36 protein-coding genes are annotated in these 25,893 nt (G+C 49.7%); 35 read left to right on the plus strand and 1 reads right to left on the minus strand.

Annotated features, from left to right (window positions below; translation table 11 throughout):
* Positions 1-2 precede the first annotated feature (2 nt).
* From CRO57_RS24025 to CRO57_RS24085, 12 genes are all read left to right on the plus strand, one after another.
* The gene (locus tag CRO57_RS24025) at positions 3-527 is read left to right on the plus strand and encodes a hypothetical protein (protein ID WP_097156082.1); all 525 of its coding nucleotides are present in this window, start codon (positions 3-5) and stop codon (positions 525-527) included.
* Positions 528-590: 63 nt separating this feature from the next.
* Complete coding sequence (gene nusG / locus CRO57_RS24030) at positions 591-1,181, plus strand: transcription termination/antitermination protein NusG (RefSeq protein ID WP_141401330.1); 591 nt, start codon at positions 591-593, stop codon at positions 1,179-1,181.
* Between the two features lie 625 nt (positions 1,182-1,806).
* Positions 1,807-2,169, plus strand: a complete 363-nt coding sequence (locus CRO57_RS24040; protein ID WP_097156085.1) for an HNH endonuclease — start codon at positions 1,807-1,809, stop codon at positions 2,167-2,169.
* A 372-nt stretch (positions 2,170-2,541) separates the two neighbouring features.
* On the plus strand, positions 2,542-2,928 hold the full coding sequence (locus tag CRO57_RS24050; protein ID WP_097156087.1) for a hypothetical protein: 387 nt from the start codon (positions 2,542-2,544) through the stop codon (positions 2,926-2,928).
* Positions 2,885-4,663, plus strand: a complete 1,779-nt coding sequence (locus CRO57_RS24055; protein ID WP_210201006.1) for a terminase large subunit — start codon at positions 2,885-2,887, stop codon at positions 4,661-4,663. The genes CRO57_RS24050 and CRO57_RS24055 overlap by 44 nt, the downstream gene beginning before the upstream one ends.
* Before the next feature lie 7 nt (positions 4,664-4,670).
* Positions 4,671-5,927, plus strand: a complete 1,257-nt coding sequence (locus CRO57_RS24060) for a phage portal protein (protein WP_097156088.1) — start codon at positions 4,671-4,673, stop codon at positions 5,925-5,927.
* Positions 5,924-6,778: a head maturation protease, ClpP-related gene (locus CRO57_RS24065; RefSeq protein WP_097156089.1), complete on the plus strand. Its 855-nt coding sequence runs from the start codon at positions 5,924-5,926 to the stop codon at positions 6,776-6,778. The genes CRO57_RS24060 and CRO57_RS24065 overlap by 4 nt, the downstream gene beginning before the upstream one ends.
* 9 nt (positions 6,779-6,787) lie before the next feature.
* Positions 6,788-8,050 carry a phage major capsid protein gene (locus tag CRO57_RS24070; RefSeq protein ID WP_097156090.1) on the plus strand — a complete coding sequence of 421 codons (1,263 nt, stop codon included), beginning with the start codon at positions 6,788-6,790 and terminating at the stop codon, positions 8,048-8,050.
* Between the two features lie 52 nt (positions 8,051-8,102).
* A complete protein-coding gene (locus CRO57_RS24075; protein ID WP_097156091.1) occupies positions 8,103-8,540 on the plus strand; it encodes a hypothetical protein in 438 nt (145 codons plus the stop codon).
* Between the two features lie 44 nt (positions 8,541-8,584).
* The gene (locus tag CRO57_RS24860) at positions 8,585-8,755 is read left to right on the plus strand and encodes a hypothetical protein (RefSeq protein ID WP_170956243.1); all 171 of its coding nucleotides are present in this window, start codon (positions 8,585-8,587) and stop codon (positions 8,753-8,755) included.
* A gap of 3 nt (positions 8,756-8,758) precedes the next feature.
* On the plus strand, positions 8,759-9,343 hold the full coding sequence (locus CRO57_RS24080; RefSeq protein ID WP_097156092.1) for a head-tail connector protein: 585 nt from the start codon (positions 8,759-8,761) through the stop codon (positions 9,341-9,343).
* A 4-nt stretch (positions 9,344-9,347) separates the two neighbouring features.
* Positions 9,348-9,755 (plus strand): hypothetical protein, encoded by a 408-nt coding sequence (locus CRO57_RS24085; RefSeq protein ID WP_097156093.1) that lies wholly within the window; start codon positions 9,348-9,350, stop codon positions 9,753-9,755.
* Here CRO57_RS24085 and CRO57_RS24090 read toward each other — a convergent pair.
* Entirely contained in the window at positions 9,745-10,365 is a 621-nt protein-coding gene (locus tag CRO57_RS24090; protein ID WP_097156094.1) for a hypothetical protein, read from the minus strand. The two genes, CRO57_RS24085 and CRO57_RS24090, sit on opposite strands and share 11 nt — an antisense overlap.
* Before the next feature lie 352 nt (positions 10,366-10,717).
* Between CRO57_RS24090 and CRO57_RS24095 the strand changes: the two genes are divergently transcribed.
* The 23 genes from CRO57_RS24095 to CRO57_RS24205 all read left to right on the plus strand — a co-directional run bounded on the left by CRO57_RS24095 (position 10,718) and on the right by CRO57_RS24205 (position 25,600).
* On the plus strand, positions 10,718-11,248 hold the full coding sequence (locus tag CRO57_RS24095; protein WP_170956244.1) for an HIRAN domain-containing protein: 531 nt from the start codon (positions 10,718-10,720) through the stop codon (positions 11,246-11,248).
* Positions 11,249-11,267: 19 nt separating this feature from the next.
* Entirely contained in the window at positions 11,268-11,768 is a 501-nt protein-coding gene (locus tag CRO57_RS24100) for a type VI secretion system-associated protein TagO (protein ID WP_097156096.1), read from the plus strand.
* A 53-nt stretch (positions 11,769-11,821) separates the two neighbouring features.
* Positions 11,822-12,166, plus strand: a complete 345-nt coding sequence (locus CRO57_RS24105; RefSeq protein ID WP_244580200.1) for a thermonuclease family protein — start codon at positions 11,822-11,824, stop codon at positions 12,164-12,166.
* 68 nt (positions 12,167-12,234) lie between these two features.
* The gene (locus tag CRO57_RS24110) at positions 12,235-12,570 is read left to right on the plus strand and encodes a phage head closure protein (RefSeq protein ID WP_170956245.1); all 336 of its coding nucleotides are present in this window, start codon (positions 12,235-12,237) and stop codon (positions 12,568-12,570) included.
* Positions 12,570-13,010 (plus strand): HK97 gp10 family phage protein, encoded by a 441-nt coding sequence (locus CRO57_RS24115; RefSeq protein WP_097156098.1) that lies wholly within the window; start codon positions 12,570-12,572, stop codon positions 13,008-13,010. Before CRO57_RS24110 ends, CRO57_RS24115 begins: the two co-directional genes overlap by 1 nt.
* Entirely contained in the window at positions 13,010-13,414 is a 405-nt protein-coding gene (gene gp17, locus CRO57_RS25425; RefSeq protein WP_097156099.1) for a tail completion protein gp17, read from the plus strand. Before CRO57_RS24115 ends, gp17 begins: the two co-directional genes overlap by 1 nt.
* Position 13,415: 1 nt before the next feature.
* Positions 13,416-13,841 carry a phage tail tube protein gene (locus CRO57_RS24125; protein ID WP_097156100.1) on the plus strand — a complete coding sequence of 142 codons (426 nt, stop codon included), beginning with the start codon at positions 13,416-13,418 and terminating at the stop codon, positions 13,839-13,841.
* Positions 13,841-14,179: a hypothetical protein gene (locus CRO57_RS24130; protein WP_097156101.1), complete on the plus strand. Its 339-nt coding sequence runs from the start codon at positions 13,841-13,843 to the stop codon at positions 14,177-14,179. Before CRO57_RS24125 ends, CRO57_RS24130 begins: the two co-directional genes overlap by 1 nt.
* A gap of 186 nt (positions 14,180-14,365) precedes the next feature.
* Positions 14,366-16,171 carry a phage tail length tape measure family protein gene (locus CRO57_RS24135; protein ID WP_097156102.1) on the plus strand — a complete coding sequence of 602 codons (1,806 nt, stop codon included), beginning with the start codon at positions 14,366-14,368 and terminating at the stop codon, positions 16,169-16,171.
* Positions 16,171-16,509: a hypothetical protein gene (locus CRO57_RS24140; RefSeq protein WP_097156103.1), complete on the plus strand. Its 339-nt coding sequence runs from the start codon at positions 16,171-16,173 to the stop codon at positions 16,507-16,509. The genes CRO57_RS24135 and CRO57_RS24140 overlap by 1 nt, the downstream gene beginning before the upstream one ends.
* Complete coding sequence (locus CRO57_RS24145) at positions 16,509-16,979, plus strand: hypothetical protein (protein ID WP_097156104.1); 471 nt, start codon at positions 16,509-16,511, stop codon at positions 16,977-16,979. The genes CRO57_RS24140 and CRO57_RS24145 overlap by 1 nt, the downstream gene beginning before the upstream one ends.
* The gene (locus tag CRO57_RS24150; protein WP_097156105.1) at positions 16,976-17,380 is read left to right on the plus strand and encodes an NlpC/P60 family protein; all 405 of its coding nucleotides are present in this window, start codon (positions 16,976-16,978) and stop codon (positions 17,378-17,380) included. The genes CRO57_RS24145 and CRO57_RS24150 overlap by 4 nt, the downstream gene beginning before the upstream one ends.
* Positions 17,361-19,946 (plus strand): phage tail protein, encoded by a 2,586-nt coding sequence (locus CRO57_RS24155; protein WP_097156106.1) that lies wholly within the window; start codon positions 17,361-17,363, stop codon positions 19,944-19,946. The genes CRO57_RS24150 and CRO57_RS24155 overlap by 20 nt, the downstream gene beginning before the upstream one ends.
* Positions 19,943-20,746 carry a hypothetical protein gene (locus CRO57_RS24160; RefSeq protein WP_097156107.1) on the plus strand — a complete coding sequence of 268 codons (804 nt, stop codon included), beginning with the start codon at positions 19,943-19,945 and terminating at the stop codon, positions 20,744-20,746. The genes CRO57_RS24155 and CRO57_RS24160 overlap by 4 nt, the downstream gene beginning before the upstream one ends.
* Positions 20,746-21,738 (plus strand): hypothetical protein, encoded by a 993-nt coding sequence (locus CRO57_RS24165; RefSeq protein ID WP_097156108.1) that lies wholly within the window; start codon positions 20,746-20,748, stop codon positions 21,736-21,738. The genes CRO57_RS24160 and CRO57_RS24165 overlap by 1 nt, the downstream gene beginning before the upstream one ends.
* An 11-nt stretch (positions 21,739-21,749) precedes the next feature.
* Positions 21,750-22,187 (plus strand): hypothetical protein, encoded by a 438-nt coding sequence (locus tag CRO57_RS24170; RefSeq protein WP_097156109.1) that lies wholly within the window; start codon positions 21,750-21,752, stop codon positions 22,185-22,187.
* On the plus strand, positions 22,187-22,801 hold the full coding sequence (locus CRO57_RS24175; protein WP_097156110.1) for a hypothetical protein: 615 nt from the start codon (positions 22,187-22,189) through the stop codon (positions 22,799-22,801). Before CRO57_RS24170 ends, CRO57_RS24175 begins: the two co-directional genes overlap by 1 nt.
* Entirely contained in the window at positions 22,798-23,214 is a 417-nt protein-coding gene (locus CRO57_RS24180; protein WP_097156111.1) for a hypothetical protein, read from the plus strand. The genes CRO57_RS24175 and CRO57_RS24180 overlap by 4 nt, the downstream gene beginning before the upstream one ends.
* A 61-nt stretch (positions 23,215-23,275) precedes the next feature.
* A complete protein-coding gene (locus CRO57_RS24185) occupies positions 23,276-23,980 on the plus strand; it encodes a lysozyme family protein (protein WP_097156112.1) in 705 nt (234 codons plus the stop codon).
* Complete coding sequence (locus CRO57_RS24190; RefSeq protein ID WP_097156113.1) at positions 23,977-24,384, plus strand: hypothetical protein; 408 nt, start codon at positions 23,977-23,979, stop codon at positions 24,382-24,384. Before CRO57_RS24185 ends, CRO57_RS24190 begins: the two co-directional genes overlap by 4 nt.
* A 15-nt stretch (positions 24,385-24,399) precedes the next feature.
* Positions 24,400-24,756, plus strand: a complete 357-nt coding sequence (locus CRO57_RS24195) for a hypothetical protein (RefSeq protein WP_097156114.1) — start codon at positions 24,400-24,402, stop codon at positions 24,754-24,756.
* 8 nt (positions 24,757-24,764) lie between these two features.
* A complete protein-coding gene (locus tag CRO57_RS24200; RefSeq protein ID WP_097156115.1) occupies positions 24,765-25,334 on the plus strand; it encodes a hypothetical protein in 570 nt (189 codons plus the stop codon).
* Positions 25,335-25,366: 32 nt separating this feature from the next.
* A complete protein-coding gene (locus tag CRO57_RS24205) occupies positions 25,367-25,600 on the plus strand; it encodes a hypothetical protein (protein ID WP_097156116.1) in 234 nt (77 codons plus the stop codon).
* Positions 25,601-25,893: the final 293 nt, after the last annotated feature.

Raw genomic sequence — 25,893 nt, forward strand, 5'->3', positions numbered from 1 at the left:
TGATGAGTGAGATAGAGCTAAAGCCGTGCTTATATTGCAAGGAGAAGCGGGTTTCAATCGACATTGAGGTTATTGAGGCTCCTACGGAGTACAATGCAATTGCTCGCTGCAACAATTGTGATGCGCAGGGTCCGGGGGCTTATCGTCACGAAACGAAAGAGGTCGCTATGACTGAAGCGGCGGGGCTATGGAATGCCCGACCACTAGAGAACGCTGCAAAGCCATACACCTATATCGGGAAAGACGGGCATGCAGTTCTTGCACGGGATCTGGAAGACCAGAGAGACGCAGCACACAAGCGCATAGAAGAGCTGGAAGAGGCGAGCGCCAGACTATTTTGCCACCTCGCTGATGCCAAGAGCGCTTTGAAGATGCACCACCGGTGGCATTTGGATTGTGACGAACTAGATAGTTACGCGGTCCCCGATGGCCAAGGCGGATGGATAGGCCTGAATCGTGCGGAAGAGTATGCGGATAGTTCAATGCATGACATTACTGAGGCCATTCTTTCCAAAGGAGACACATAACCACAACAGCATGACAGAAAACGGGTGCTACGGCGGCACCCTTCACCATTCGGAGCGGCACCGATGAAGATAAGAGACATAAACACAAGATCAGAGCAGGCCATGCAAGGCAACGGCTATCACTGGTTCATGGGCTATGTGAAACCAACCCATGAGATGAAGAGCCATGCAGAGCTATATCAGAGGGAGTTCGTATCCTTCCTGCCGGTAGAGAAGGTGAGGCGCAAGAACCGCTTTGCTCCAAGAAATGCACCCAAGTATGTGAGAGAGAGGATCGTTGACAAGGCGGCCTTTGCTGGCTGCATCTATTTTGCCATGCCTCGCTTTGACGCAGAGATGGAATGGTTACGACTTCGTGATGCAAAGATCTTCAGCAGCTTTGTCATACAGCCACACACAGGACGGGCGGCACGGATTCCAGGCAACCAGATGCAGGCATTTGTCGATTTCAACCGTGAGCGCTTCAGTGATCAGGAGAAGCCGGCCAACCCGTTCAAGATAGGCGATAATGTCAAGACCATAGACGCAGCATTGGCGATTGATGCGGAAATCATGGCACTTAATGGCAACAGGGCGGTTGTTGAGGTGGATTTCATGGGCACAAGAAGGCCGGTAGAAATACCACTTGACAGGCTTGAGAAACGCGAAGCTTAAGAGGAAAGGCCCTACTTGACAAGGGTTTTAAAAATATCTTAAGATATTTCAACAGCGTATGAAATTGCCGCTTTGGACCTGTGGATTTGCCCACACATAGCGGCACCCCATAAGGCCTCATATAGAGGCTGGGTACACATCATGCTTTCAAGTGTGAGTGCTACTGCAATGGGGTAAGAGATTGTCTGGCGGCGCTGAAAGTAGCAAGCGCAAGTAGGGTTCCCCGAAATGTCCTTTAGGTTGACAGGCAGCAGGAGTAACGCCCTGCCCAGACAATAATCAGTCTAGGCCATTAAGGCGCTCGTCTCTGTGCAGGCGAGTATAAAGCGAAAGCCGCACATTGCCTAACCCTTAGGGGCTGATCCAGAATCTGGCAGCAAGGCAAATAACAGGCGCGTTCCGTCGTTCACCATGTGTTCAAACACAAGGACAAAGAGAGACAAGGCATGTCCGACAGAACTAATCAGGTTAAGACCAGAGAGCAAGCGGCGTATGATTTATCTTGGAGCGTTGCTGAGAGCCACAATGCGCAAGGCGTTGATGCTATTGAGTGTGTTGCCCGTATGATCTCCAAGGCTGTTTCTGCGAAGCCTGTTTACCGTGTCCCAGCCACAATGATCAGGCTATGACAAATAGAACGGTAGGCGAGATAGAGGCCCTGCCAGGTATGGAAGACTATAACAGCCGCACGCAATGGCAATCACTGTACAAGACAAAGCGCTGGAAGACAGAGCGCAAGCAGTTCCTTGAACAGAACCCACTATGTGTACGATGCCATGAGAGAGGCAAGGTTACCCCCGCAACTGTGGTGGACCACATCAAAGCACATAAGGGCAATCTGGATTTGTTCTGGGATTGGGGTAACTGGCAAGGCCTATGTCAAGCAGACCATAACAGTTGGAAGCAAAGCATAGAGGCACGAGGCTATTCTACACAGATAGGCCCCGATGGTTTCCCCATAGACCCCAGGCACCCAAGCAATAAGTGAGAGCATGGCGCTATTGAGCGACAGGGCGGCGAAGGCAGGCCATATAAATGTCAAGCTATCCGTTGACGCAACTGAGTACACAGAACTACTCAAGGAAATGGAGTGCATTCTTGGAATGCTTGATGATGTTGTGGGCCGGATAAATAGAGCGGAGATTAAGTGTATCGTCGATGATGCCCCTATTAATCCTAAGACAGTAGAATAAAATACCCCAAAAGCACCTCTTAGACACCACTCATACACTGGGCTGGGTAGAATAATATTCTAACAGACGGGAGGGGGTGGTCAAAAGTCTAGGGCGATAAAATCAGGGATCGGTGTGGGGACCTAACTTTTCACTCCCACAATTCAGGTTAACCAAAAAAATAGCGAATGCCACGAAAAAGAACACCCACAGAAAAAGCGGAGATTTCCGGTCAAGCGACGCACAATAAAGCGAGGTTTGCGGATCGGAAACAGAGCAAAAAGGTTTCTTCGCTTGGCGAGCCTTCTGCTTTTCTGGATGAAAATGAGCAGGCCGCTTTTGAAGGTATTCGCAAGATTTATCCTTGGCTGAAAGAGAGCGACAGGATTCATGTTGAAATGACTTCCAGCCTTTACGCGCAATTCGTGAGCGGCGCACGGGCTGAAATGTCACTGGCGGCGATGAACCAGCTTCGACTTTTGATTTCTGCCATGGGCGGGAACCCTTCTGATATCAGCAAAATAACCATGGATGATGATGAGAGCGACGACCCGGCAGCAAAGTACTTCCAGTGACCCGGTAAGTGATTATGCGCTTGGCGTTGTTGATGGTGTGTATCCTGCTGGTCCATATGTGCGCGGTATATGCCAGCGTCATTTGGATGATTTGGAGCGTGGTGGCGATTTATGGTTTGATCTGGAAGCGGCTGACTATGCAATTGGCTTTTTTGAAGATGTTCTGACGGTAGAAAAGGATAACGAGACAGTTCCTTTTCATTTGGAGCCATGGCAGGCCTTTGTTGTTGGCTCGCTGTTCGGATGGATGAAAGGCGACGAACGCAGATTCAACACGGCTTATATCGAGACTGGCAAAGGATCCGGCAAATCGCCTCTTGCCGCGGGTGTTGGGTTGCTTTGCATGGTGGCTGATGGTGTCAAGCGCGCTGAAGTCTATGCGGCGGCAACGAAAAAAGACCAGGCAATGATCTTGTTTCGGGATGCCGTTTCCATGCGAGCAAGTTCAAGGCATCTTCAAAAAGAAATCGGCACGTCCGGGAACAATCCTGTCTGGCAAATGTTCCACACGCCGAGTATGTCATTTTTCAAGCCAATCTCCAAAGAGGATGGTAATTCGGGGCCGCGCCCAAACTGCGCACTGATTGACGAATATCACGAGCATAAGACAGATGAAGTTTTGTCTATGCTCGAAAAGGGCTTCAAGTTTCGCAAAAGCCCACTTCTTTTTGTCATCACGAATAGCGGGTCTGATCTGAAAAGCCCGTGTGGCTTGGAGCATCAAAGGGCCTGCCGTGTATCACTGGGCCAACTGAATGAGGGCGAAGAGGAAGCGGCGGATAGATATTTTCCATATGTTGCATCACTCGATAAAGACGACGACCCGCTAAACGACCCCTCTTGCTGGCCCAAAGCAAACCCGACACTTGGGGTTACGATCAAAGAGACATACCTTGCCAAGCAAGTTGCCGAAGCAAGGTCAATGCCATCCAAGCAAAACAAGGTTCTCAGGCTGAACTTTTGCCGTTGGACCGATGCTGAAAACGCATGGATCACAACAGAAGCTTGGAAAGCAGTTGAAGACGACGAGCTGACCATTGGCGATTTTGTCGGCAAGCCTTGTTATGGCGGCCTTGATCTGTCTTACACGCAGGATTTGACAGCCCTTGCATGGGTTTTCCCCGAAGAGGACAAGCTGCATGCTTTTGTTCAGTTCTACAAGCCTAAAGATGTTCTGAAAGAGCATTCAGAGCGAGATACGGCTTTCTATGTCGATTGGGCGGAACAAGGATTCATCACGCCAACGGTCGGCAAGGTGATCAAGCTCAAGCCGATAGCGCAAGACATTGGTGATGCGGTTGATGATTATGACGTGCAATGCATCGCCTATGACAAATATCGCCATAGAGAGCTTGCAGACGATGCGAACGATTTGGGCGTTGCGGCACCTTGGACAGAGCATCCTCAAGGTTTCAGACGAGCGTCTACTACTGATGAATTTGGCAAGCGGGTAGAAAACCCGCTTTGGATGCCAAAGAGCTTTGAACAGCTTGAGAATGCAATCATCGAAAAGCGCTTGATTGTTCACGTCAATCCCGTCTTGCGCTGGAATGTGACAAGCGCCGTGGTCAGAGAAGACCCAGCAGGAACCGATAACAGAATTTTTGACAAGCGAAAATCACTCGCGCGCATTGATGGTGTCGTTGCTCTTGCAATGGCTGTTGGTGCGGCCAACGCAGGAACGCTATCAAGTGGACCGTCAGTCTATGAAGAGCGCGGCGCACTGGTGATCTAGAGGCATTATGGGAATTCGAGAATTCTTTTTCGGCTCGCGGGAAGCGCCGCAAGCTGCCGTACAGTCGCGCGATGGTGGTGTGGTTATCAATTCGCCGCAAGATCTGGCTGATGCGATAGAAGGCCAGATGACTTCCAAGTCAGGGCAGACTGTCAACGCTAATACTGCCTTGAAAGTGGCGGCTGTGTTTGCATGCGTCCGGATTATTTCAGGGGCGGTTGCAAACCTGCCAATTCATGTAAAGCGCCGCATTGATGCCGAAACAAGAGAGGATGCTTCAGGTCATTTTCTATGGAAGCTTTTGCGCAAAAAGCCGAACCGTTGGCAGACACCCTCTCAATATCGCCGCATGATGCAAGCGCATTTGCTTTTGCGCGGCAATGCCTATTCTCTGAAGGTCAAGGGGGTGCAGGGCAAGGTTGTTGAATTGCTGCCGATGCATCCAGATCGGATAGAGGTCAAGCAGGCTGATGATCTTAGCATCGCCTATGAATATACCAACAAGAGCGGTCGCAAGCAGGTATTCCCACAAGAAGCGATCATGCATCTGGTCGGGCTAACCTTGGACGGTGTGAATGGTGTTTCAGTCATCACCTATGCGCGGGAAACAATCGGGCTTTCTCTTTCGATGGAAGATCATGGCGCAACCACGTTCAAGAATGGTGCGCGGCCTTCCAGTGTTTTGAAGCATCCCGGCAAGTTGGGACCTGAGGCAATCGAAAATCTTCGGGCTTCTCTTGAGGCTTACAAGATGGGCGGTGAGAGTGAAGGTAAATCCCTTGTTCTTGAGGAAGGGATGGACGTTAGCCAGCTCACAATGACAGCAGAAGACGTTCAATATATCGAAAGTCGGAAGTTTTCACGCTCAGATATCGCAATGTTCTTCGGTGTGCCGCCTCACATGATTGGTGATACGGAAAAAAGCACGTCTTGGGGTTCCGGAATCGAACAGCAATCCATTGGCTTTGCCACCTACACGCTTGAAGACCATCTGACCACCTGGGAAGAGACGATCAATCGGGATCTTGTTCCTGAACAGGATGACGACATTTATTCGCGTTTCAACCGCAATGCGCTTGTTCGTGGCGATATGAAGACCCGGCAGGGCTTTTATACGGCGATGATGCAATGGGGCGTTTACAGCCCGAATGAAGTGCGCGCCCTTGAAGAAATGAACCCACGGGACGGCGGAGAAATCTACTACGACCCTCCTAACACGGCAGGAGGCCAGGACACGCCTCAAGAAAGCGAAGGTGACACATGAGCCTTAGAACTCTACCAGAGGCGAAGACGTTTCAGCGACCCCAGAATTTCCAATGGGACGCGCCATCAGATGTGCTTGCCAAATGGGCAGGAACCCCGCTCGCAAAAGCATCTGGCGATAACTCAACAATCAGCATGTTTGATGTGATTGGGGATGATCCTTGGAGTGGTGGGGGCGTCACTGCCAAACGGATCAGCGCGGCGCTTCGGTCTATTGGTGAGAAGGATGTAACCGTTCAGATCAATAGCCCAGGTGGCGATATGTTTGAAGGCATTGCCATTTACAACATGTTGCGCAAGCATCCGGCCAAGGTAACGGTCGAGGTCTTGGGTTGGGCGGCGTCCGCTGCGTCCATCATTGCGATGGCGGGTGATGAGATCAAGATGGGCCTTGGCTCATTCATGATGGTTCATAATGCTTGGGGTGTTGTGATTGGCAATCGGCACGATCTGCAAGACGCTTCCGAATTGTTCGAAGGCTTTGATAACGCGATTGTTGACATTTACGAAGCCAGAACCAGTGCAAAGCGTGACGAAATTGTCAAGCTGATGGACGCAGAGACCTTTATGGGGCCTAGCGCGGCGCTTGAAAATGGTTTTGCTGATGCAATTGATGATGAGCTTTCCATTGATGAAGGCGAAGCAAAGAATATGGACCGCAGCCTTATGGCTCGCAGGCAGACAGAGGCCGCTCTTGCAAGGGCAGGCTATTCCAGAAATGACAGATCAGAATTGCTCAATGAAATGGGCATCGATAAAGCGACCCCGCGTGATGCAAGTCGCAAACCAGCCGAGCGCGATGCAGGCATGAACGCTTCTATTCGGAAGCTCATAGAAACAATGAAATCTTGAGGTGAGACCATGACTATGGCTCTTAATCACCGCGCGCGCGGCATCACTGGTGTGCGTGCTGATGCGGGTAATGCGGCTGAAATTATTGCCGAGTTGCAAAAAACCTTTCAGGCGTTCAAGGACGAACACGCAGCCGAACTGAAAGGCATCAAGAACAAGTTTGCTGATGTGGTTCAGACTGAAAAGGTCGAGCGCATCAACAACGAAATTACCGAGCTGACCAAAGCAATGGAAGAGACCAACAAGGTCTTGGCCGCGCTTCAGCTTGGTGGCACTGGCTCTCCTGAAGACCCTGCCAAGGCCGAACACGCAAAGGCTTTTGATACGTTTTTCCGCAAAGGCGCCGAAAACGGTTTGCGGGATCTGGAAGTCAAGGCCAGCTTGACCACGCAGTCAGACCCGGACGGTGGCTATCTGGTTCCGGAAGAAATGTCTTCGACCATTGACCGTGTTGTTGGTACTGTTTCCGCAATGCGTTCGCTTGCTACTGTCCTGCCAATTGGAACAAGCACCTATAAGAAGCTTGTCAATATGGGTGGTGCCGGTTCTGGTTGGGTCGGTGAGACTTCGGCTCGTCCTGAAACTGATACTCCAACCTTGCGCGAGCTGGTTTTCAATACCATGGAAGTCTATGCCAACCCGGCAGCAACGCAGACTTCTCTTGATGACGCGCAGATGGATATCGCTACTTGGTTGGGGAATGAAGTTTCCATTGAATTCGCCGAGCAGGAAGGTGATGCATTCATCAATGGTAACGGCGTCAACAAGCCGCGCGGTGTACTGCAATATGACAATGTTGCAAATGCTTCCTACGCTTGGGGCAAGCTTGGCGTCATCAACACTGGCGCTGCTGCTGCCTTTGCTGCGAGCGATCCGGGTGATGCGTTCATTGATCTGTATTATGCACTGAAATCCCAGTATCGTCAGGGTGCCACCTGGCTGACTTCCGATGCTGTGATGGGCAAAATCCGAAAGTTCAAGGATGGTGACGGCAATTACCTTTGGGCACCGCCAACCGCTGCGGGTGAAGTTCCGACGATTCTGGGTAAGCCTGTCTCAACTGATGACAACATGCCTGCTCTTGCTGCCAATGCCCTGCCTGTTGCCTTTGGTAACTTCTCGCGCGGGTATCTGGTCATTGATCGTGCTGGCATTCGCGTCTTGCGCGATCCGTTCAGCAACAAGCCTTATGTGCATTTCTATACCACAAAGCGCGTTGGCGGTGGCGTTCAGAACTTCGAAGCCATCAAGCTGATGAAGTGCGCGGCCTAATCAACTGACAATATGGGCGGCAATGTCGCCCTTTCTCCATGGAGATTGAACGATGAAAGACATTCATTCCGATATGACGGTTGTCAGTGCCATTGGTGCGGCGGCGCTCAATGCGGACAACACCCCGGCTGCTATTGATCTGCAAGGTTACAATGCGGCTGAAATCATCCTGGCGGTTGGCATTGGCGGGATCACGTTTTCAGGGACGAACAAGATCGAGTTTGTGCTGACCCATTCCGACGATGACAGCACTTACACCAATGTCAAGGACGCTGACATGCTTGGCGTGACCAGCATTACGGATGGCAAGATCAAGTCCCTGACCGCCGCTCATGCCGCTGCTGCAAATTACCGTTTTGGTTATCGTGGCGGGAAGCGCTATCTCAAGCTGCTGGCTGACTTCTCTGGTACTCATGGCACCGCCACTCCAATGGCGGCGATGGTTATCAAGGGCTATGGCTATAACCAGCCAGAAGACAACCAGGCATAAACAGGGCTGGCGGCGCTGCCGCCTCCCACTATGGGGACATGATCATGAAAGTGATTGTTACAAAACCGTTTCCCGGTGTTCGTGATGGTGAGACAAAAGTCACACAATTTGCTGTTGGCGACGAGTTGACCGGTGAGCTGGCCTCCGTTGCCTTGGCTGAAAAATGGGCAATAGAAGAGAAAAAGCCTCGCAGTCAGGCGAAAAAAGGCAAATAGCCAATGTTCAAACCTCAATTAGTTGTCGCGCCGGTTGCCGGGCTTGTCACCATGGATGAGGTGAAGGCACAAGGATATATCGAGCATACAGACAGTGATGATCTGATCACGCGATTGATTGGGGCTGCTACGTCATTTCTCGATGGATATTCCGGGCAGTTGGGCCGTTGCCTGATCAGCCAGACTTGGAAAGTCGAGGCGCATGACTGGTGTAGAAAGATCCGCCTTCCATTCCCGGATGTTCAATTAGCAACGGTCAAATATCTGGATGAAAATGGCGACACACAAAGCGTTTCAGCCTCTTATGTAGAAATTACCAAAGAACATACGGGTGATATAGTCCATTTGTTGGACAGCTTTTCTTTCCCGGCCTTGAAGGATAACGCAATTGCGCGGGTGTGGGTGGAATTTGTTGCCGGGTACGGCGACGCTGCCAGCGATGTGCCGCAAGCGATCCGTCACGCTGCCCTGTTACTGATTGCGCATTGGTACGAAAACCGCGAAGCGACAATGGTGGGCATAAGCTCACAGCATACGAAACTGGCTTTTGACAGCCTTGTTCAACCTTTCAGACAAGTAGGACTCTAATCTTATGGCAGATCTAACAATTACGGCTGCAAGTGTGGTCAAAGGCGCAAATGCTGTACTTGAAGCAGGTACCGCAGGGGCAGCCATCACGGCGGGACAGGTTGTCTATCGTGACAGCAGCTATAAATATCAGCTTTGTGACGCAGACAGCGCAACAGCAGATGCCAAGAAAATCCGTGGTGTTGCGCTGAATGGTGCGTCGGACGGCCAGCCTTTGACGATCCTGAAATCAGGCAAGGTCACCATCGGCGCAACTTTGGTAGCAGGTACGACTTATGTCCTGTCCGATACAGCTGGCGGCATTGCCCCTCAAGCGGATCTTGGCTCTGGTGATGACGTGGCAATCCTTGGTGCTGCCACATCAACCAGTGAAATCAACGTCGCGATCAACAATACAGGTGTTACCCTGTAGCGGGTAGTTTCAAGCTCATTCCCTTGGCTGGGGCTTCTTTTATATTGCTGCGATAGAGGCAGCTTAGTGTAATGGGGGTGTCCAAGTGATGCTTGAACCGGGTGAGGCAAGCTTGAGCCAGTTGGAGGCCTTTATCATTGTCATGGCGACGGGCTGCATCGGTTAGATAGCTCTGCATGGTCAATAACAGGTCTTCTTGCGGAATGCTGGCCGCGAACTCTTCCGGGCTTAGGGTTTGGCGCTTTGTTGGTGGTCTGCGGTTGTGAGCGCGTACAGGAACGGTTTTGCCATTCATGACCTGATCGAAGACCTCGACCATCTGGATTGTCACTTCGGTTGCGTTTGGTGTTTCACTCTTGGTGCAAAGGAACAGGGCCTGCTTTTCGGTTAGCCAATATTCCTTACTTGGCCTGCCTCCTTTGGAGGTTTTCGCCGCCGTGGCTAAAACTATTTTGCCTAGCTTTTCCAGTACTTTGGAATGGCGGGTAATGAGTTTTCGGATCTGGTAAGGAAACTGGAAGCCTAAGGCTTCAGCTAAGCGCAAATCGTGGATGCGCGGCTCATGATTAATGGTGGTATTAATGTCAGTAATGCAAAGTAGAGCGGTCATGACAAGGCCTCTTTGTATCGGCGTTTCAGGGCCGCGAACGAAGAGACTTTCTAGGGTCTTTCCGAAGGCGGGAGGCTAGAAACCTGTACAAAGTCAGGCGCTACGCTTTCCCCTTGCGGGTATTTTATAACGCAGGCCCTCCCGCCCGAAAAAAGAGACAACCGGAACGAAGGCAGAATTTGGGCATAAAAATACCGCTGGCTTACGGGTGCGGTATCCGCTTTGTACTAGAGGTTTCTAGGCCTCGCTTGGGAGGATGCGCTTATCTGCAAAAATTGTCAACCCATCAAAGTTTAGACTCGACTCTGGCGTGCGTTCCAGTACCTTGAAACCAAAATGTAAGGGACGCATCATGGATTGGCTTGTTATTGCGGGGTTCGTTGGAATTTTGGCCTATATCATTTGGGATATTTGGCTGAAAAAGCCTAAATCCAAGACAGCCAATAGGCAAAACCCTGCTTATGCCAAAAGCAAAGAGCAGTACTTTGCTGAGAACTACAATGATGATCCTGTCGAGTACGTTCCGCAAAATCCAACTTTCCCGGATGGGGAATGGGCGTATATCGATAATTTTGCCATCGCCGGGACTAGCTTTAACTATGATAATGCCCTGCTCTTCATTGAAGAGGCTGATGACATTGACAATACGTGCGGCCTTGTCCTCACATACGAGCCTCGGAACAAATACGACAAAAATGCTATTCGTGTTGAAGGTTGGATAAACAGAAAGGAAAATAGCAGGCAGATCGGTTTTATCCCGAAGGAAATAGCTCGCGATATTGCTACAGCATATGGCAGGCCAAAACTCGCCGCTAAATTTACACGCGGGTATTCTGGGCGCAGTGTGACAATCTACATTAGTTTGTACCAGGCATGTCAGTGAACTACTTAGGGGGGTGACTATGAGAGCTTTAGCAATAATCATTGCCATATTTTTAGCGGGCAATGCCTTGGCCTCTGATCAACAAGGTCATTGGAAGGCAATTTCTAAAAGATCAAAAATCAGTGGTAAGCCTTTTGAAGTTATCTATGTCGAAGCGAACGATGGAGCAAACTGCTCTGCCATCGGCTCGCAGCCTGCTTATTTTGCTTTTAAGTGTGATGAAGGCACCCCGCTTGTTGCGCTCCATACTAACTGCGTAATGAATGATGAAGACTATAATGAGATCCAATACCGATTTGATGAAGATGAAGTAAGAGCAAAATATGTCCACCGCCTCCCTGATATGATGGGCCAATACATAAGAATGAATAGTGCGATAGAGTTTGCGAAAGAGGCGCTTGGGAAGAAGGAGCTTGTAATTCGAGCCAGCGACCACCGAGGCGCATTTATGGAAATGGATTTCAACATCACTGGCATTGAGGAGGCTATCGAGCCTGTGCGGAAAGCATGCAACTGGTAGCTATATTCTTTCTTGGTCTGTTTTGGTGCACTCAAACTATTGCAATGCCTCACATGGAGAAGTGCCCGGCAAGAGGTAAGCGGATCACGTGTGTTATTGATGGTGATAGCTTTTGGCTGAATGGCAAGAAATACCGCCCAATTGCTTATGACACGCCTGAACCACGAACAGGAGTTTGCGGTGAAGCGTTTGAAAAACAGTTGGCAGCAAAGGCCACAGCCCGTTTTATTCATCTTCTCAACTCAAATGATTGGGAAATTATCAGAACAGGTCGTAAAGATCGAAATGGGCGTCACTTGGTTCATGTTCGTATCAATGGGCGTGACATTGGAGATATCTTGATCTCAGAGGGCCTTGCGCGGCGGTGGCCCAATGGGCATGAATGGTGGTGCGATTAAAGCGCCAAAACAATCGAATAAATTTCAAAGGTCTCTCTGCCGAGGGGCCTTTTTCTATGGGGTATCCAATGCGAGCCGGATCTATGCGCGACAAGGTTTCTTTTCAGCGCAAAACCAAAGTGTCAGACGGTGGCGGCGGTCATGAAATCACATGGGTTGTCATTGCTAAAGTGTCTGGCCGCTTGTCGCTTGAGAAGGGCGGCGAGCGCGTACAGGCAGGCCGTATTGAAGCTCCGGTATCAGGTGTGCTGGTCGTGCGTTATTCGTCTGATATCGCGGGCCTGACCAGTGAAGACAAGGCTGTGATTGATGACATTGACTACAATATCAAAGGGCAACCCGTAAACCGCGACCGTCGCAAGCGTGAGCTGGAAATGACGGTTGAACGGGGTGTAGCGGTTTAATGGCAGATGGCGCTTCTTTAAATGTTTCAAAGGCTCGAAAGAAAATATCAGGCTTAAGGAACCTATCCACTTCACTAGATGCAAAGCTCGACGCCGCGTCTCAAAAGAATTCAGAGGAATTTGTTGAGACAGCAAGGCGCTACACACCAAGAGATACCGGTAATCTTGCTCAATCCTTGGTGGCTTTGAAGGACCCAAAAGATAGCATTTGGGGGATCTATGGGGACTTTTATTGGTTTTTCGTTGAAAACGGTACAGCTCCAGGCGTCAGAGGCCAGAAAACACGGAACGCTAAAGGTAATTCCAGAACTGCACGGCGAACCCATCCCGGCAGCAGACCGAGGCCGTTTATTTTCACAACATACAGAATTTTGAAAGAGCGGTTTCACGGGCGCTATCGCCGTGCGATCAACAAGGCAATTAAAGAGGTAATAGGCTGATGCCTTCATACGTTTGGAACTTGCAGAAGGCCATATATGACGCGATTGTCACGGCTGCTGCACCAGAGATTGAAGGGGGTAGGGTTACAGACGAATGGCACGAATCCCCAGAACAATCGTTCTTCCCTTACGTTTTCTTCCAGCCTGAAAATTCCCTACCCAATAATGCTAGTTGTCATCAAGGGTCTACCCGATATTGGGGCATCCATATCTATTCGCGGTCATCCTCAAATTCAGAGTTGAGTTCTATATCTGGCAGGATTTGGGAAGCATTTGATGGCGTCAAACTGTCCGTTTCAGGGCTGGGTACGGCATATGCAACCATTCAAAGCGATACGGACGTAAGCCTAGCGAAAACACGCGGCACAAAAATTGTAATTCAAATCGAATGCAGAGAGGTCTAAAATGGTTAACACCCCAGGCAAAGAGCTGACCATCAAGGTTGGAGATGGCGCAGACCCAGAGGTCTTTTCTCTTATTTGTGATGTGAAGGATAAAACCCTCACCATCAACAACAACCAAATTGACACAACAACACCAAGCTGCACCGACCCGACCGGAAAGCTGATCAGTTCAAGCGAATATGGTGTTCAAACCCTATCCCTGTCTGGCTCCGGGTTAGCGAACGATGGTGCAGTTTTTCAAAGGTTTCATGACGCTTGTTTGAATCAAACAAAGCCGAATATTGAAGTCAATGTACCCAATGTGAAGAAATACACCGGGGCTGCATTCATTGAAAGTCTGGATATTCAAGGGACCTTTGACGATATGGTCACTTTTGATTTTTCCTTGTCGATGACAGGGACAATCACCGTAGGGGATGCTGATTGATGCCTCAGGAAGCAAACAAGATCCGTGGCGAAACGCCTTTGAAGTTTGGCGATGATGAAATCATTATCTCATCCTGTATGGAAAACCTTGCAAAATATGTTGATGTGGTTGGCGATCTGGATTTTGAGCAGGTTTCATCAAAATTGAGGGACATAAAAGAGCATAAATTTGTTGGCTCTGTCCTTCAAGCCCTGTGCATTGATGGCGATGCTAAAAAGGCATGGAGTAATGCCCGTGGGTTTGGCGATTTCAGCCAAGCCTATGCAGGGATAATGACAACAATTTTCCCGCAGGATGATGAGGGAAACTCGGAAGCCGAAGCGGAGGAGAACGACTAAAAACCTTCCCGCTTCGGCAGTGGTTAAAGATGTGCCCTGCAATAGGGTGGACCCCAGATATTTTTTGGAAATCTACGCTTGTCGAATTTCTTGCGGCCTGTGAGGGATATGCGCAGATGAACGGCAATGGTGATCCGTTCGCCAAATGGACCAAAGAAGATATCGAGCGTGTAAAGAGCTATAAAGATGGCAGTTAAAGAAGAAGTTCTCATAACCAAGCTGGAATTGCGTGTAAGAGATGCCGAGCGCAATGCAAAGCGGTTTGAGAAGAAATTTACTGAATCCATGGGGCGTGCTACTGCAAACTCTAAAAAGTTCAACACGTCTATTGCGAATGGGTCTAGCCGTATTCAAGCAGCAACCAAGTCTCACCGCAGGCTTGGGCATGCTGTTCAAAACGCCTCTTACCAGTTCGGTGATTTCTTTGTCCAGATAGCGTCAGGGCAGGATGCTATTAGAGCCATGTCGCAACAGGTTCCGCAGTTGCTGGGCGGCTTTGGTATGATGGGCGCAGTTCTTGGCGGCGTTGCGGCTGGTGCTGGTGCGCTATGGCAAGTAATGTCATCCAGTGACAGCGCCAGCTCATCCTTGGCACACGTCAACAGCCTTTTGGATGAAATGGCAAAGAAATATGATGATGTTGCCATTGCAATGAAGGCGACACAAGAAGCGGCAAAATTTGATCAGGTTATAACCGATACCGACAGGACAGAGGTTTCGGTCAGAAAGCTTGAAAAAGCCTTGGATGATGCGATGCAAAACATCGCAAGAAACATGGAGGCTTGGTCAAGAAACATCGGTGATGTTGATCATCTGCCAAAGGCTTACGCCCCCATTGTAAAGAAGCTCCAAGAGCTTGCCAAAGAGCTTGAAGACGGGAAAATCAGTCTAAGTGAGTATCAGGAAGCATTATCCAAAATCGCTCAAACAAATGCAGATGAAGGGATTTCCAGAGTAGCCCGATCCATGCGTGATGCTGCTGCTGACGCGCTTGCCCTTAAGCGGCGGTTGGATGAAGCAAGTGCTTCATATGCCACTCTCGCCAACAAATCTACATCTGGTACGCCAGAGCAGCGCGAGAAGCTATCAAATATTTACGGAGAAATGGCGGACACAAGATCTGCCCCATCCGTTGAAAAGAAGAACGCATTTTACACGCTTCGTGATCAGAAATTGCGGCAAGATCAAGCCAGAGCAAGCAAGGCTAGTAGATCAGCCAAAGCAACCGCAAATGAAGCACAGCGCAAGGATGACCGGATTAAGCGACGTATTGCGGAATTGAAAATGCAAGGCGAGGCAATCCGGCTTAATGCGACCGAGCAAAAAATTCTGAATGAGCAATTCCGTCTTGGGATAGAGCCGACTTCAGAATATGGGAAAACGATAGAACAAATTATCGCTGCGAATGATAATGCAGAAAAGGCAACAAGATCCCTGGCACATGTTCAAGGCCAATTTCAGAGCGCCGCAATGTCAGCGTTCGGTGAATTTACATCACAAATCAAAACAGGCAATAAAGCTCTGGATTCACTTATTCAGAACCTTATCAATGCAACAGCTCAAGCGGCTCTTTTTGGCAACGGGCCTTTGGCGGGTCTCTTTGGCGGCAAGGGTGGAGGCGGCGGCGGTGGTATGCTTGGCGGACTTCTCTCAAGCTTCGGCGGCTTTTTTGCCAAAGGTGGTACTCTTGGTGCGGGGCAATGGGGGATTGCTGGGGAAAATGGGCCAGAGCCAATCATGGGGCCAGCTAATATCTTACCTAATTCCAGCATGAAAGGCGGCGGATCATCCAGTGTGGTCATTCAATTGGCTGACGGGTTGATTGGTTCCATTATTCAGGAAAACAATCAAAACACGGTGAAAATCGTGCAAGCCTCAGCTGGACCAATCGCTGACAGCGCGGTCGGGAAGGCCAAAAAAGGCATTGCACAAGGTGATTTTGATGGCTCGATGAGTCGTTATGCAGCAAGGCCAGTAACGAGGGCGCGGTAATGGCAATTTTCCCTTCAGATTTACCTTGTCCATTAGACGGTACTGCAAGTATCCAGATTAATGATGGCATTGTTGAAGATAGCGGAGAGATTGGACTGCCGCGCAAACGCAGACGAACAACGCGAGCGCTCAAGGTCTTTTCATTTACTCTTCGGATGACCTATGCGCAGCAACAGACGTGGGCGACATTTTATCAGACCACAATCAATTATGGACTAACGCCCTTTACTTGGGCATATGAGGGCGTCAATTACACGGTTGAATTGGGTTCCGCACCGAGCGTCAAAAGCGTAACTGGCAGCATAAAAGACTATGCTCTGACATTCCGGGAAGTCTGATGCCGACAACAACAAATGCAGACCGCCACAGAGTGAACCTGCACCCACAGGAAGACCCTATCCTCTGTCTGATCGAGTTCTGGGAAGAGGGGTCAGACTATTATGTCAGAGCGGTGGTGGATACGGACGATTACACATATGAGGGTAATGTCTATACCCGCTCTCAGATTGATGTGTTGTTGCCCAAATCATCCGGCCAGCAAAGCAGTGCAGCTCTTGAAGCTAGTAACATAAACAGGGTTCCGGGTCAGTTGGTTCTGTCAGCCGAACGGCGTGTGAATGTTCGCTTCATTGTTGTCAATACAGAGCTGGATACGACACTCATTGACACAAAGACACATTTCTTTGCCCAGACCAAGACAGTGACAGTTGAAACCGTGGCTTTTGAACTTTCTTCCAAGCTCGATCTGGCTGAGCCGGTCCAAAGCAAGGCCGTGACAAAATCGGAGTTTCCCGCTCTTTGGCTATGACACCGCAAGATTGCATTTCCCGGCTTTTGGGCGTTCGATATGAACCAGCGGGGAATAGCTTCTCTGCGGTTGATTGCTTTGGCGTTGTGGAGCTTTGGTACAGGCATGTGCTTGGCGTGGGGGTGGAAGATAGATCAAACCACCCGCCAACCCATGAAGGGCTCCAGAGGGGCGTTGAGAGCATTTCCAACTGGGAAGCGGTCGACACACCTCAAGATCATTGTTTGGTGCTGATGCAGGCAGGCAGGCTCAGGAATGGGCATATCGGCATCTATTATAACGGCCATGTGCTGCATGCTGATCGCAAAGCAGGCTGTTGCGTCTGTCAGAAGATCACGGACCCGGCCATTCAAGGCTCAATTACAGGCTATTTGAAACATAATGAAAACCCAACTCATTGACGGTCTGGGCCATACGGCTCATGTCGAATTGCCCTTTGGCTTGTCGGTCAAAGAGATGGTTCGCGGCCTTGGTCTGTCTGCTGGTCAGGCAACAGTATGGATCAAGCAGGCAAACGGTCTTTGGAAAGAGCTGGATAGAGGCCTTTGGGCTTATGTTAAACCAAAGCTTGAGGGGGTGGTCAAATTCACCTTCAGGCAAGGTGGAAGCACGGTAAAAGCGATTATTGGCGTTGTGGCCTTGATCGCAACCATCATTGCGCCTTTCTTGGCTCCATTGACAGCGACCCTTTTGCTTGTTGCCGTGGCTGCGGCCAGTATTGCGGCTAACTTGCTGTTTCCGGAAGAGCCTCCGAATTTATCGTTGGGTGGCGGCGGGTCACAAGAAGCCGAAGCGGTCCGCAAGCTGGCGAATGTGCAAAGTGACAGCAATCCGGTAGCAAAAGGCGGGTATCTGCCTATCGTGGTTGGTGAGCGTCGTATCAGTCCGCCAGAGTTAAGCGACCCAAGATATAGCCTTGATGATAGCCGACAGGTTGTTGAGCGTATTTTTGCTTTTGATGGTCAGCACGCATTGACGGATATTCAGGTTGATGGAGCGCCAATCTCTGACTATGCCGCGATTACAACCGAAACCATCGAAGGTGCGGGAGATGACGCAACCAGCACCTTTGTCAATAAATGCTGCAAGGTTGAAGATGTTCGGGCAAGGCTGGCTGTTTTTGATCTGGATGACCGTGATCTTGTGAACCAAGACCAGCCAAGCAAATCAGAGCCAACCTATACCAGATTTACAACGGTTGCCCATAATGATCTGGAAGAGATTGTTATTCGCCTTCAGATAGACAGTTTCGTGAAATCTGATGCCCCGTCAACCAACATTCGCTTGCCCTTACGGATAAGATTCCGTGAAAAAGGATCAAATGGTGCCTGGAATAATCTGCCCGAAGTGCATGTAACCGGTAGGGCGCAAGGGTCCAGTCTGAAAGAGTTCCGGATCCGTTGGGATAATGTCTTTGGCTCAGAGAACGAGCCGGGCGATTTGGGCTATGAATTCTGGCAGAATGTTCCAGCGGCAGGCGATACACTTTCCAGTGGGTCAACTGGGGATCAATGGCAGGCCCACAGCCATTTTGTTGATGGGGCAGGGCTGAAGGATGTAGCCAATATTGTTGGTGGCCGTCAGGGTGTTCGTGTCACGCTTGATGATGACTTTGCCAAGGTGGCTTACGAGTGGGAAATCATTCGAGGCTATGCACTGACACAATCCAGCCTGAATGGATCATATGCTTATAGCGGGTCTGTGCCTTCCTTGTTTGAAGGCTATCTGGATGGGCAAGTCTACAAGGTCAAGGTAGAGCAAACGCCATTTAACGGCACGATTTCAATCAACCATGTTCAGGCATTGGTCAATCAACAACCTTGCCAGAGGCCAGCAACGGGGTTGATTGGCGTCAAGTCGGTTGATGAGACTATCCGAAACGTTACGGTCATGGCGGCTCGTTATGTGAAGGATTGGGACGGTTCAGGCTGGAACACAGTAACCGCGACCAGCAAGAACCCCGCCACTCATGCGCGGCAGATCCTTTTTGATGCCATGAAGCGTCTTGGGGTCTCGACAGACCTTATAGACAATGATGCGTTTGTTGCCTGGCGTCAGGCCTGCATTGACAATGGCTATGAAGTTTCAGCGGTTTTCTCTGGCACACCATTCAGAGAAGTGCTTGAGATCTTGGCTGCTGCTGGCTTTGCAAGAATGACCTTTTCGGACAAGTTCAGTGTTGATTGGTTTCGGGATCGTTCGGCAGATATGCCGGTCGTTGCTTTCACACCAGCCAATGCAAACATATCCGTTGAAGTGGTTGAGCCTGAATTGCCAATCGCCATTCGTTGCAAGTTTCAGGATGAAGCCGATGATTTCAAGGATGCAGAGACGGAAGTCAACAACCCGTTTGTGACAACCATAACCGGGCAATCCGTGCGAGAATATAAAGGCATTACAAAGAAGAGCCTTGCACGTAAGAGAGCTTATTTCGATCTGTTGCAGGCCGTTTATCAAGGCAGGCAGCGCGTATCTGTCTCAAGCGCCACACAAGCAACGGTTTGTGAGCGTGGGGATCTGGTTTTGCTGGTGACGGATCTGATTGACGACAAGGCCTTTGGCGGCGTTGTCAGAGAGGTTTTATCAAACACAACTCTGGTGATTGACCAAGGGCCAACGGTTGAAGGGTCAACGGCATTCTTTGATGCAACAAATGTCTTTGAATCCTCAAACATCTTTGACGAAGGCCTGCAATCGTCTTTGTGGATCAGGCACGATCAAGGTGGCGATGAAATAGAGGTGTCAAGCGCTCATCTTGGCAGCGATGGCCTTATCACTGTCCGTCTGGCTTCTGCCCTGTCATCAACAAACGTGACTGGTGCACATGTTGTGATCGGTCCCAAGGCGCAATTGCTAAAGCGTTACATCGTTCTGGATGTGGATCGAGAAGCCGAAGAGAGAGCAAGCCTTACCCTTGTTCCAGAAGCCCCTGAAATTTACGAGCATTTGCAAAGGTTCGAAGCATGACCGCAAAGAACAAGATTGGTGTAGAGGCTGATTATCCATCTGATAAATCGGCGGCTACCTATACTGGGACAGTTAACGATTCAGTCTTTTCCGTGGCAATGCGCAATGTCGGGATGCTGACGGGCGTCGGGGGCACCGCAAACGCAATCACAGGCAATGCACCAGTATCGGACAATCTGGCCTATACTGACGGGATGCAAGCGCAGTTTGCAGCACCAAGCACGAATACAGGGGCCGTTACCCTGAACATTGGCGGGCTTGGGGCTAAATCTCTGAAAGACAATTCAGGGCAAGCGCTCGATCCCGGCGTTATTGCAGCGGGGAACCTTGTCACTGTTGTTTTCTATTCTCCTGATGATGAGTTTCGTCTACCTGCTTCGGGCGGTACTCAGAACGTTACTGTTCAAGGCGGCTTGACTGTCAAGCGATCTGCATCAAAGCGGGCACTGGCTGCGGTTGCCTCGACTACAAGCTTATCAAGCATTGTCACGCAGGCTTTTCAGACGGTCTATTCAGCTTCCCGCGTGATTGTGACGGGTGAAATTCTTCTCAAGACTGCAAGCGGGTCTGATGATGCTGATGGGCTAGTTGTTGAGCTGCATGTAGATGGAACAAAGGAAGACGAATTTAACACCATGAGCTGGTCTGATCAGGCCTATGCGGTGGCGTTTGATTTCAGCCATAGTCCAAGCGACACAAGCTCACATTCTTACGAAATCAAGGTTTCCAGCACCAATGCAGCGCAATACCCGGCTCGTGGTGCTGTTCTGGTTTGCGAGGAATGGGGAGCTAACCCTTAATGGTTCACAAAGTCTGGATCAGGGGGTTCACGCCTTCGACGCATAGGGTTTTTGTGGAGCCTGCTGACGGGGTAACAGATGAGCGGCCCATTGAGGTCAAGAGAAGTTTAAGAACTAATATTTCGGCCTTCCCTTCTGGTGGCGTTCGTATTCTTCTTTCTGGCGATCAACAGACTGGAACGAGTTCTATTCTTCTTTCCGGTGATCAGCAAACCGGGACAAGTAAGCTCAAGGCATCCAGTACAAGCCGCATTGAGGTTTTGCCGCAATCGCTCGAAATTCTATTTGGCGATAAATTCAGCATTTCCCGGTTTGAGATTGTATCCACCCCGCAAAGCGTTGAAACGCTGCAATCTTATGCGACCATCGCCAACGCTGTTAGTGTCGAGACTTCGCCACAGCAAGCAATCACGACAAGAGATTATCTGACAGCTATCGAGCCTGCAAACGCGGTCACAGCGCCTCAATCGGTTACCGTTACGTCTGTTGGACAAGTTGATGTTGGGCCTGCCGGTGCAGTTTCGACCCCGCAAGGTCTTGATGTGCTTCGCGCATATCTAACAGACGTCGGGGTAGGGCAGGTAGTTTCTAGTGCTGTTGATGCTTCTGTCTTGAGGGCCTTCAAAACCAGTGTCGATGTGTTCTCAGCGGCAACAGACCCGCAAGCGATTGATAGCCTGCTTGCAGCTCTTACAGAGGTTAGCGCTTCTCAAGCGGTTGCCACACCGCAAGGCGCAGACACCTTACGCGATTATCTAACGGCACCAGGTGCCGTGAGCCTGCGATCGACGGCTAAAGATATCGCGCTGGTTCGGCATCTGAAAACAGAAACCGGCACATCTTCCGCCGTTTCTACTCCGATAGGTGTGGATCTGACCAGCCGCCCAGGCGCGATCCTGCTTTCCGGTGATCAGCAGACTGGATCCAGTTATCTGGTTCTGTCCGGCGACCAGCAAACCGGTGATGACAGAATAACCATTAGTGAAACTTAGAGGAGGCTTGAATGCCTGTAACTCCTGTAATCTTCGATTGCTTTTACGAAAACGCATACAATGGCGTGCATGATTTCGATACGCACACATTCAAATGTGCTTTTACCAACACCACGCCCACTGCGGCATCTGACGCTCAGTTGACCGACATTACCGAAATCACAGCAGGTAATGGGTACGCGGCAGGCGGCGTCACGCTTGATAACGTATCAGTCACTAGAACCGGTTCAACAGCAAAAGTGACCATTGATGATGAAGTTATTACGGCTTCCGGTGGTTCAATTGGGCCGTTTGAGCATTTCGTGATTTATAACGACACCGCAACCGGTGACCCGCTTGTCTGCTACATCACGAGAGCGGAAGGAACGACAACACTTTCAGATGGTGAATCCATCACGCTTGATTTCAACGCGACTAATGGCGTGATTACTCATGGAGCGGCGGCATAATGGCAGACGATAAGGAAATTAGTGACCTACCAGAAGCCACGAGCGTATCTTCAACGGATTTACTACATATGTCGGTGAGTGGCAACAGCAGAAAAGTCAAGGCTCAAAATGTGCTGGCAAATGACGTTGTAACCCTTGCGGCCATGGAGCATGGAACTGAAGGTGATATCTTGTATTATGGGGCTTCTGGTGAACCTTCAAGGCTTACCAAAGGCACAGTGGGCCAAGCAATCAAGATGAACGCTAGCGCAACTGCTCCAGAATGGAGCGATGAGGTTTTCGCAAAAATATACGACAGCGGGGAACTGTCCATTACAGCGCCGTCTGAAACCACTCTCAGCCACGGACTCGGCGGCATGCCTAAGCTTATTTGGGCTGTATTTGTTTGCAAGGTGGCTGAATATGGTTTTTCTGTTGGGGATGAATTCATTTATCCTCTCGGTTATGCTTCCTTATCGGCTGGCAACGGGATGGTGGCAAAGTCAGATTCTACTCAAATTAAAATTAGGTTTATTGGGACTTCTGGCGTGTATGTTGGTCGCTTTGATTCTGTATATCAAAATGTCACGATAACTCAGGCCAGCTGGAAATTAGTTGTAAGGGCTGCGCTATGACCAAGAAAACAGTAAAGCATTTTGTTGACGAGGGCGGGAGATATATCGGGCAATTCGTTGGGGCCGAACCTCCACAGGGAGCCGTAGAAGTGGCTCTAGCCCCTGATGATGGCCATCAGCTTTGGGTAGATGGTGCTTGGAGTGCGCCCCCGGTTACTTTCTCTCCGCTTACCCGGTTCCAGTTTGAAGTAATTCTGGAATTACTGGGCATCAACCAATCACAAGTCTTTGCTTTGATAGATGGCCTACCATGGACGGACATGGAAAAGATCATCGCCAAGAAAAAAGTCGAGACAGGCGGCAATGACGGGCGGTGGAGCCGTGAGAACTCGCTTTGGGATTTATTGGGGCCGTCTCTTGGCATCTCAAAAGAGCAAATAGATGAAAAGTGGCTGGAAGCTCAAGCCCTCTAAATCACCCGACAATTTGACTGTTTGAAGCTCGCTTAGGCGGGCTATTTTTATGGAGATTAGGATGAATCTCGAACTTGGCGATACCCGCCTCATCATTGATGAGTGCAAATCGTATGGATGTTTGAGAAATCAGGCGGCATACATTTTGGCAACAGCCTATTGGGAGACCGCGCGAACCATGAAGCCAGTTGTTGAGGCTTATTGGCTATCGGAAGCATGGCGCAAGCGCAATCTTCGTTATTACCCATGGCATGGCCGGGGCTATGTTCAGTTAACCTGGGAAGCGAATTACAAGAAAGCCGCTACTCAACTTGCCTTGCCGTTTGATCAAGATCCTGAACTTGCCTTACAGAGCGAGCCTGCCGCAAAAATCTTAGTCAAGGGTTCTATGGAAGGCTGGTTCACCCGCAAGAAGATTGGCGATTATATCACTCTGTCGAAATCCGATTTTCACAATGCGCGACGGGTCATCAACGGACGCGATAAAGCGGGTGAAATTGCCCGTATTGCCAAGCAATATGACCAAGCGTTGAAATCTGAGGGATACGGGGAAGAAGAGAAAGCCCCACAAGCAGAGCCAACACCAATCATCCATAAATCTCTGGCTGAATCAAAAGAGATGATCGGCGGGGTGACCGGTCTTGTCACCGCTTTAGGGGCACTTCTGGACCAATTGGACGGTAAGGTTGTTGCTATCGTTTTAGGCGGCATCGCAATTGGCTTTATTGCCAACCGGCTTTATGCGCGCTGGAAGGATGAGAGATGACCAAGATTATCAAATGGCTCATCAATCAAGGTCTTTCATGGCTGACAGGCGGCACACTTGACCGCGTTCTATCGACCGTTGACAAATCCATCGACAATGAGACAGAGCGCCAGAAAATCCGCTCTGAGGCCATTCTAAGCCACATAAAGACACAGGAAGGCACAAGGCAGGTTGCTATGCAATCTCGTGTGTTCTGGGCTGTCTGGGCTTTATTTGCGGTTCCTCTGGGTCTCTGGTGGGCTGCTGTCATGCTGGACACAACTTTTACCTTTGGCTGGTGGGTTCCAGACCTGCCGCAAAGCGTCAAACCATGGGCAGACACTATCTTTGGCTCCATCTTTGGATCTGGAGCAGGGGTGGCGGGTGTCCAACTTATTTCATCGGCAATTCGTGGCAAGCGATAACAAAAGGAAAGCAAAATGCGCACTAAAATTCATGATCTTCGGGATAAGGTCGAGTTTATGGGAAAAGATCAGAAGGATATGGAGCTTTCTGACAAAACGAGGGGTACTATTGTCAAGCTCAATCAGGCTGATAAGCGTGTAGCACAGGCCATTGATGGCTATAGCAATGCCGTCTCTGATTTTGGTCGGGTTGTGCGTGACGAAAAGATCAAGGACATGAAACCCGTTGCCACCGCTGAAATTCGTGCTGTCCATGGTGAATTGCAACAAGTTCTCGGCAAAGCTTCGGAGTTGTCCGTTGATCTGCATCTCGCAATGCTGGATTTCAATGACAAGCATAAAATCGGCACGCGTTGCTGTAACGGCAAGTAGGATTTGATATGACCGCGCTTTCTTTTGTATTTGTTGTGGTCGCGGGGGCCGTGTGGTTTAACCATTACGGCCCTTTTCTTATGGGCGGCGTAACAATCTATCCAGTCCTGTTTCTGATTACTCTAACCACAGCATCAATCTATGCCTATCGCTCCAATAGCACACAAAGCATGACGGCAGCGGTAGCGCTAATACTTCATTTCATTGCGCACCAGATCGTATGGGCGACATTCGGCTCATACTGGTCTCTATCCTTATTATATTTCTTTTTTGCATATTATTTTCTTTTCACTTCGATTTACCGCTGGCAAGTCGTTCTTGGCGGGATTTACCTGCTTTGTTCGTCTGCCGGTTTTTTCAATTGGCTTGGTTTAGTGGGGGGCCATGAAGACCGATCATTTCAGTTTATAGACTTCACATATCCTGATGTGATCGCCTTACTAGGGCACGCGGGCAATGTCATTTTGGGAATGGGTAGCGGAGATATTGGAACTAAAGTTAGGTCTTTCATTAGTGGTTCTGCAATGGAGCCTACTGTTAGACTCAATCATCTTTCTAGCCGTGTATTTCGTGCATAGATGGAAGAAAACGGCCAAAAAGGAAGCGAGCGATGACAGCTCATGATGAAACGATTGGTTCCCTGAAAAAAGGCCAAGAAAGCCAAGAGAAGAGACTTGATAGTATTGATGAAAAAGTCTCAGAACTAAATAATAAGGTCGATTCCAGGTACGAAGAAAGCAATCGGCAATATAGGAAAATTGTCTGGGGCATAGCGGCGGCTATCATAACCAATCTGGTTGGCCAGAATATCATTGATGCAGTGATGAGAGGGATGGGGAAATGACCACCAAACTCAATCTTGCAATAGCCCTCTTGATCACAACGCCGTTTGTCCAAAAGTTCATTGATGCCTATTTGCCGGACTTTATTGAGAAAGTGGCCAGAATCTTCCATTAAAAGTGATTTACGGATTGCTCTTGGGTCCAATTGAACCTGAAAAGTGGAACGCAAAAAGAACATGGTGGCGAAAACAGCTATATAAAGACTGCTCTTGCCACCAAAAAGCGCCAGTTACGCTATAGCCCCGACTTCTCATAACGGTCTGGTTGGGGGTTCAAGTCCCTCCGGGCCTACCAT

It is taken from the genome of Cohaesibacter gelatinilyticus (genome assembly GCF_900215605.1).
Lineage (GTDB): Bacteria > Pseudomonadota > Alphaproteobacteria > Rhizobiales > Cohaesibacteraceae > Cohaesibacter > Cohaesibacter gelatinilyticus.

Excerpts from the sequence above, each read along its gene's own strand:
- CRO57_RS24100 (WP_097156096.1), top strand. The coding sequence starts at position 11,268 with ATGAGAGCTTTAGCAATAATCATTGCCATATTTTTAGCGGGCAATGCC.
- CRO57_RS24070 (WP_097156090.1), top strand. The coding sequence starts at position 6,788 with ATGACTATGGCTCTTAATCACCGCGCGCGCGGCATCACTGGTGTGCGT.
- CRO57_RS24205 (WP_097156116.1), top strand. The coding sequence starts at position 25,367 with ATGACAGCTCATGATGAAACGATTGGTTCCCTGAAAAAAGGCCAAGAA.
- CRO57_RS24130 (WP_097156101.1), top strand. The coding sequence starts at position 13,841 with ATGCCTCAGGAAGCAAACAAGATCCGTGGCGAAACGCCTTTGAAGTTT.
- CRO57_RS24065 (WP_097156089.1), top strand. The coding sequence starts at position 5,924 with ATGAGCCTTAGAACTCTACCAGAGGCGAAGACGTTTCAGCGACCCCAG.
- CRO57_RS24155 (WP_097156106.1), top strand. The coding sequence starts at position 17,361 with ATGAAAACCCAACTCATTGACGGTCTGGGCCATACGGCTCATGTCGAA.
- nusG (WP_141401330.1), top strand. The coding sequence starts at position 591 with ATGAAGATAAGAGACATAAACACAAGATCAGAGCAGGCCATGCAAGGC.
- CRO57_RS24090 (WP_097156094.1), bottom strand. The coding sequence starts at position 10,365 with ATGACCGCTCTACTTTGCATTACTGACATTAATACCACCATTAATCAT.
- CRO57_RS24150 (WP_097156105.1), top strand. The coding sequence starts at position 16,976 with ATGACACCGCAAGATTGCATTTCCCGGCTTTTGGGCGTTCGATATGAA.
- CRO57_RS24185 (WP_097156112.1), top strand. The coding sequence starts at position 23,276 with ATGAATCTCGAACTTGGCGATACCCGCCTCATCATTGATGAGTGCAAA.
- CRO57_RS24175 (WP_097156110.1), top strand. The coding sequence starts at position 22,187 with ATGGCAGACGATAAGGAAATTAGTGACCTACCAGAAGCCACGAGCGTA.
- CRO57_RS24050 (WP_097156087.1), top strand. The coding sequence starts at position 2,542 with ATGCCACGAAAAAGAACACCCACAGAAAAAGCGGAGATTTCCGGTCAA.
- CRO57_RS24160 (WP_097156107.1), top strand. The coding sequence starts at position 19,943 with ATGACCGCAAAGAACAAGATTGGTGTAGAGGCTGATTATCCATCTGAT.
- CRO57_RS24105 (WP_244580200.1), top strand. The coding sequence starts at position 11,822 with ATGGAGAAGTGCCCGGCAAGAGGTAAGCGGATCACGTGTGTTATTGAT.
- CRO57_RS24075 (WP_097156091.1), top strand. The coding sequence starts at position 8,103 with ATGAAAGACATTCATTCCGATATGACGGTTGTCAGTGCCATTGGTGCG.
- CRO57_RS24195 (WP_097156114.1), top strand. The coding sequence starts at position 24,400 with ATGCGCACTAAAATTCATGATCTTCGGGATAAGGTCGAGTTTATGGGA.
- CRO57_RS24080 (WP_097156092.1), top strand. The coding sequence starts at position 8,759 with ATGTTCAAACCTCAATTAGTTGTCGCGCCGGTTGCCGGGCTTGTCACC.
- CRO57_RS24040 (WP_097156085.1), top strand. The coding sequence starts at position 1,807 with ATGACAAATAGAACGGTAGGCGAGATAGAGGCCCTGCCAGGTATGGAA.
- CRO57_RS24115 (WP_097156098.1), top strand. The coding sequence starts at position 12,570 with ATGGCAGATGGCGCTTCTTTAAATGTTTCAAAGGCTCGAAAGAAAATA.
- CRO57_RS24060 (WP_097156088.1), top strand. The coding sequence starts at position 4,671 with ATGGGAATTCGAGAATTCTTTTTCGGCTCGCGGGAAGCGCCGCAAGCT.
- CRO57_RS24165 (WP_097156108.1), top strand. The coding sequence starts at position 20,746 with ATGGTTCACAAAGTCTGGATCAGGGGGTTCACGCCTTCGACGCATAGG.
- CRO57_RS24140 (WP_097156103.1), top strand. The coding sequence starts at position 16,171 with ATGGCAATTTTCCCTTCAGATTTACCTTGTCCATTAGACGGTACTGCA.
- gp17 (WP_097156099.1), top strand. The coding sequence starts at position 13,010 with ATGCCTTCATACGTTTGGAACTTGCAGAAGGCCATATATGACGCGATT.
- CRO57_RS24085 (WP_097156093.1), top strand. The coding sequence starts at position 9,348 with ATGGCAGATCTAACAATTACGGCTGCAAGTGTGGTCAAAGGCGCAAAT.
- CRO57_RS24860 (WP_170956243.1), top strand. The coding sequence starts at position 8,585 with ATGAAAGTGATTGTTACAAAACCGTTTCCCGGTGTTCGTGATGGTGAG.
- CRO57_RS24170 (WP_097156109.1), top strand. The coding sequence starts at position 21,750 with ATGCCTGTAACTCCTGTAATCTTCGATTGCTTTTACGAAAACGCATAC.
- CRO57_RS24190 (WP_097156113.1), top strand. The coding sequence starts at position 23,977 with ATGACCAAGATTATCAAATGGCTCATCAATCAAGGTCTTTCATGGCTG.
- CRO57_RS24125 (WP_097156100.1), top strand. The coding sequence starts at position 13,416 with ATGGTTAACACCCCAGGCAAAGAGCTGACCATCAAGGTTGGAGATGGC.
- CRO57_RS24095 (WP_170956244.1), top strand. The coding sequence starts at position 10,718 with ATGGATTGGCTTGTTATTGCGGGGTTCGTTGGAATTTTGGCCTATATC.
- CRO57_RS24200 (WP_097156115.1), top strand. The coding sequence starts at position 24,765 with ATGACCGCGCTTTCTTTTGTATTTGTTGTGGTCGCGGGGGCCGTGTGG.
- CRO57_RS24180 (WP_097156111.1), top strand. The coding sequence starts at position 22,798 with ATGACCAAGAAAACAGTAAAGCATTTTGTTGACGAGGGCGGGAGATAT.
- CRO57_RS24055 (WP_210201006.1), top strand. The coding sequence starts at position 2,885 with ATGATGATGAGAGCGACGACCCGGCAGCAAAGTACTTCCAGTGACCCG.
- CRO57_RS24110 (WP_170956245.1), top strand. The coding sequence starts at position 12,235 with ATGCGAGCCGGATCTATGCGCGACAAGGTTTCTTTTCAGCGCAAAACC.
- CRO57_RS24135 (WP_097156102.1), top strand. The coding sequence starts at position 14,366 with ATGGCAGTTAAAGAAGAAGTTCTCATAACCAAGCTGGAATTGCGTGTA.
- CRO57_RS24145 (WP_097156104.1), top strand. The coding sequence starts at position 16,509 with ATGCCGACAACAACAAATGCAGACCGCCACAGAGTGAACCTGCACCCA.
- CRO57_RS24025 (WP_097156082.1), top strand. The coding sequence starts at position 3 with ATGAGTGAGATAGAGCTAAAGCCGTGCTTATATTGCAAGGAGAAGCGG.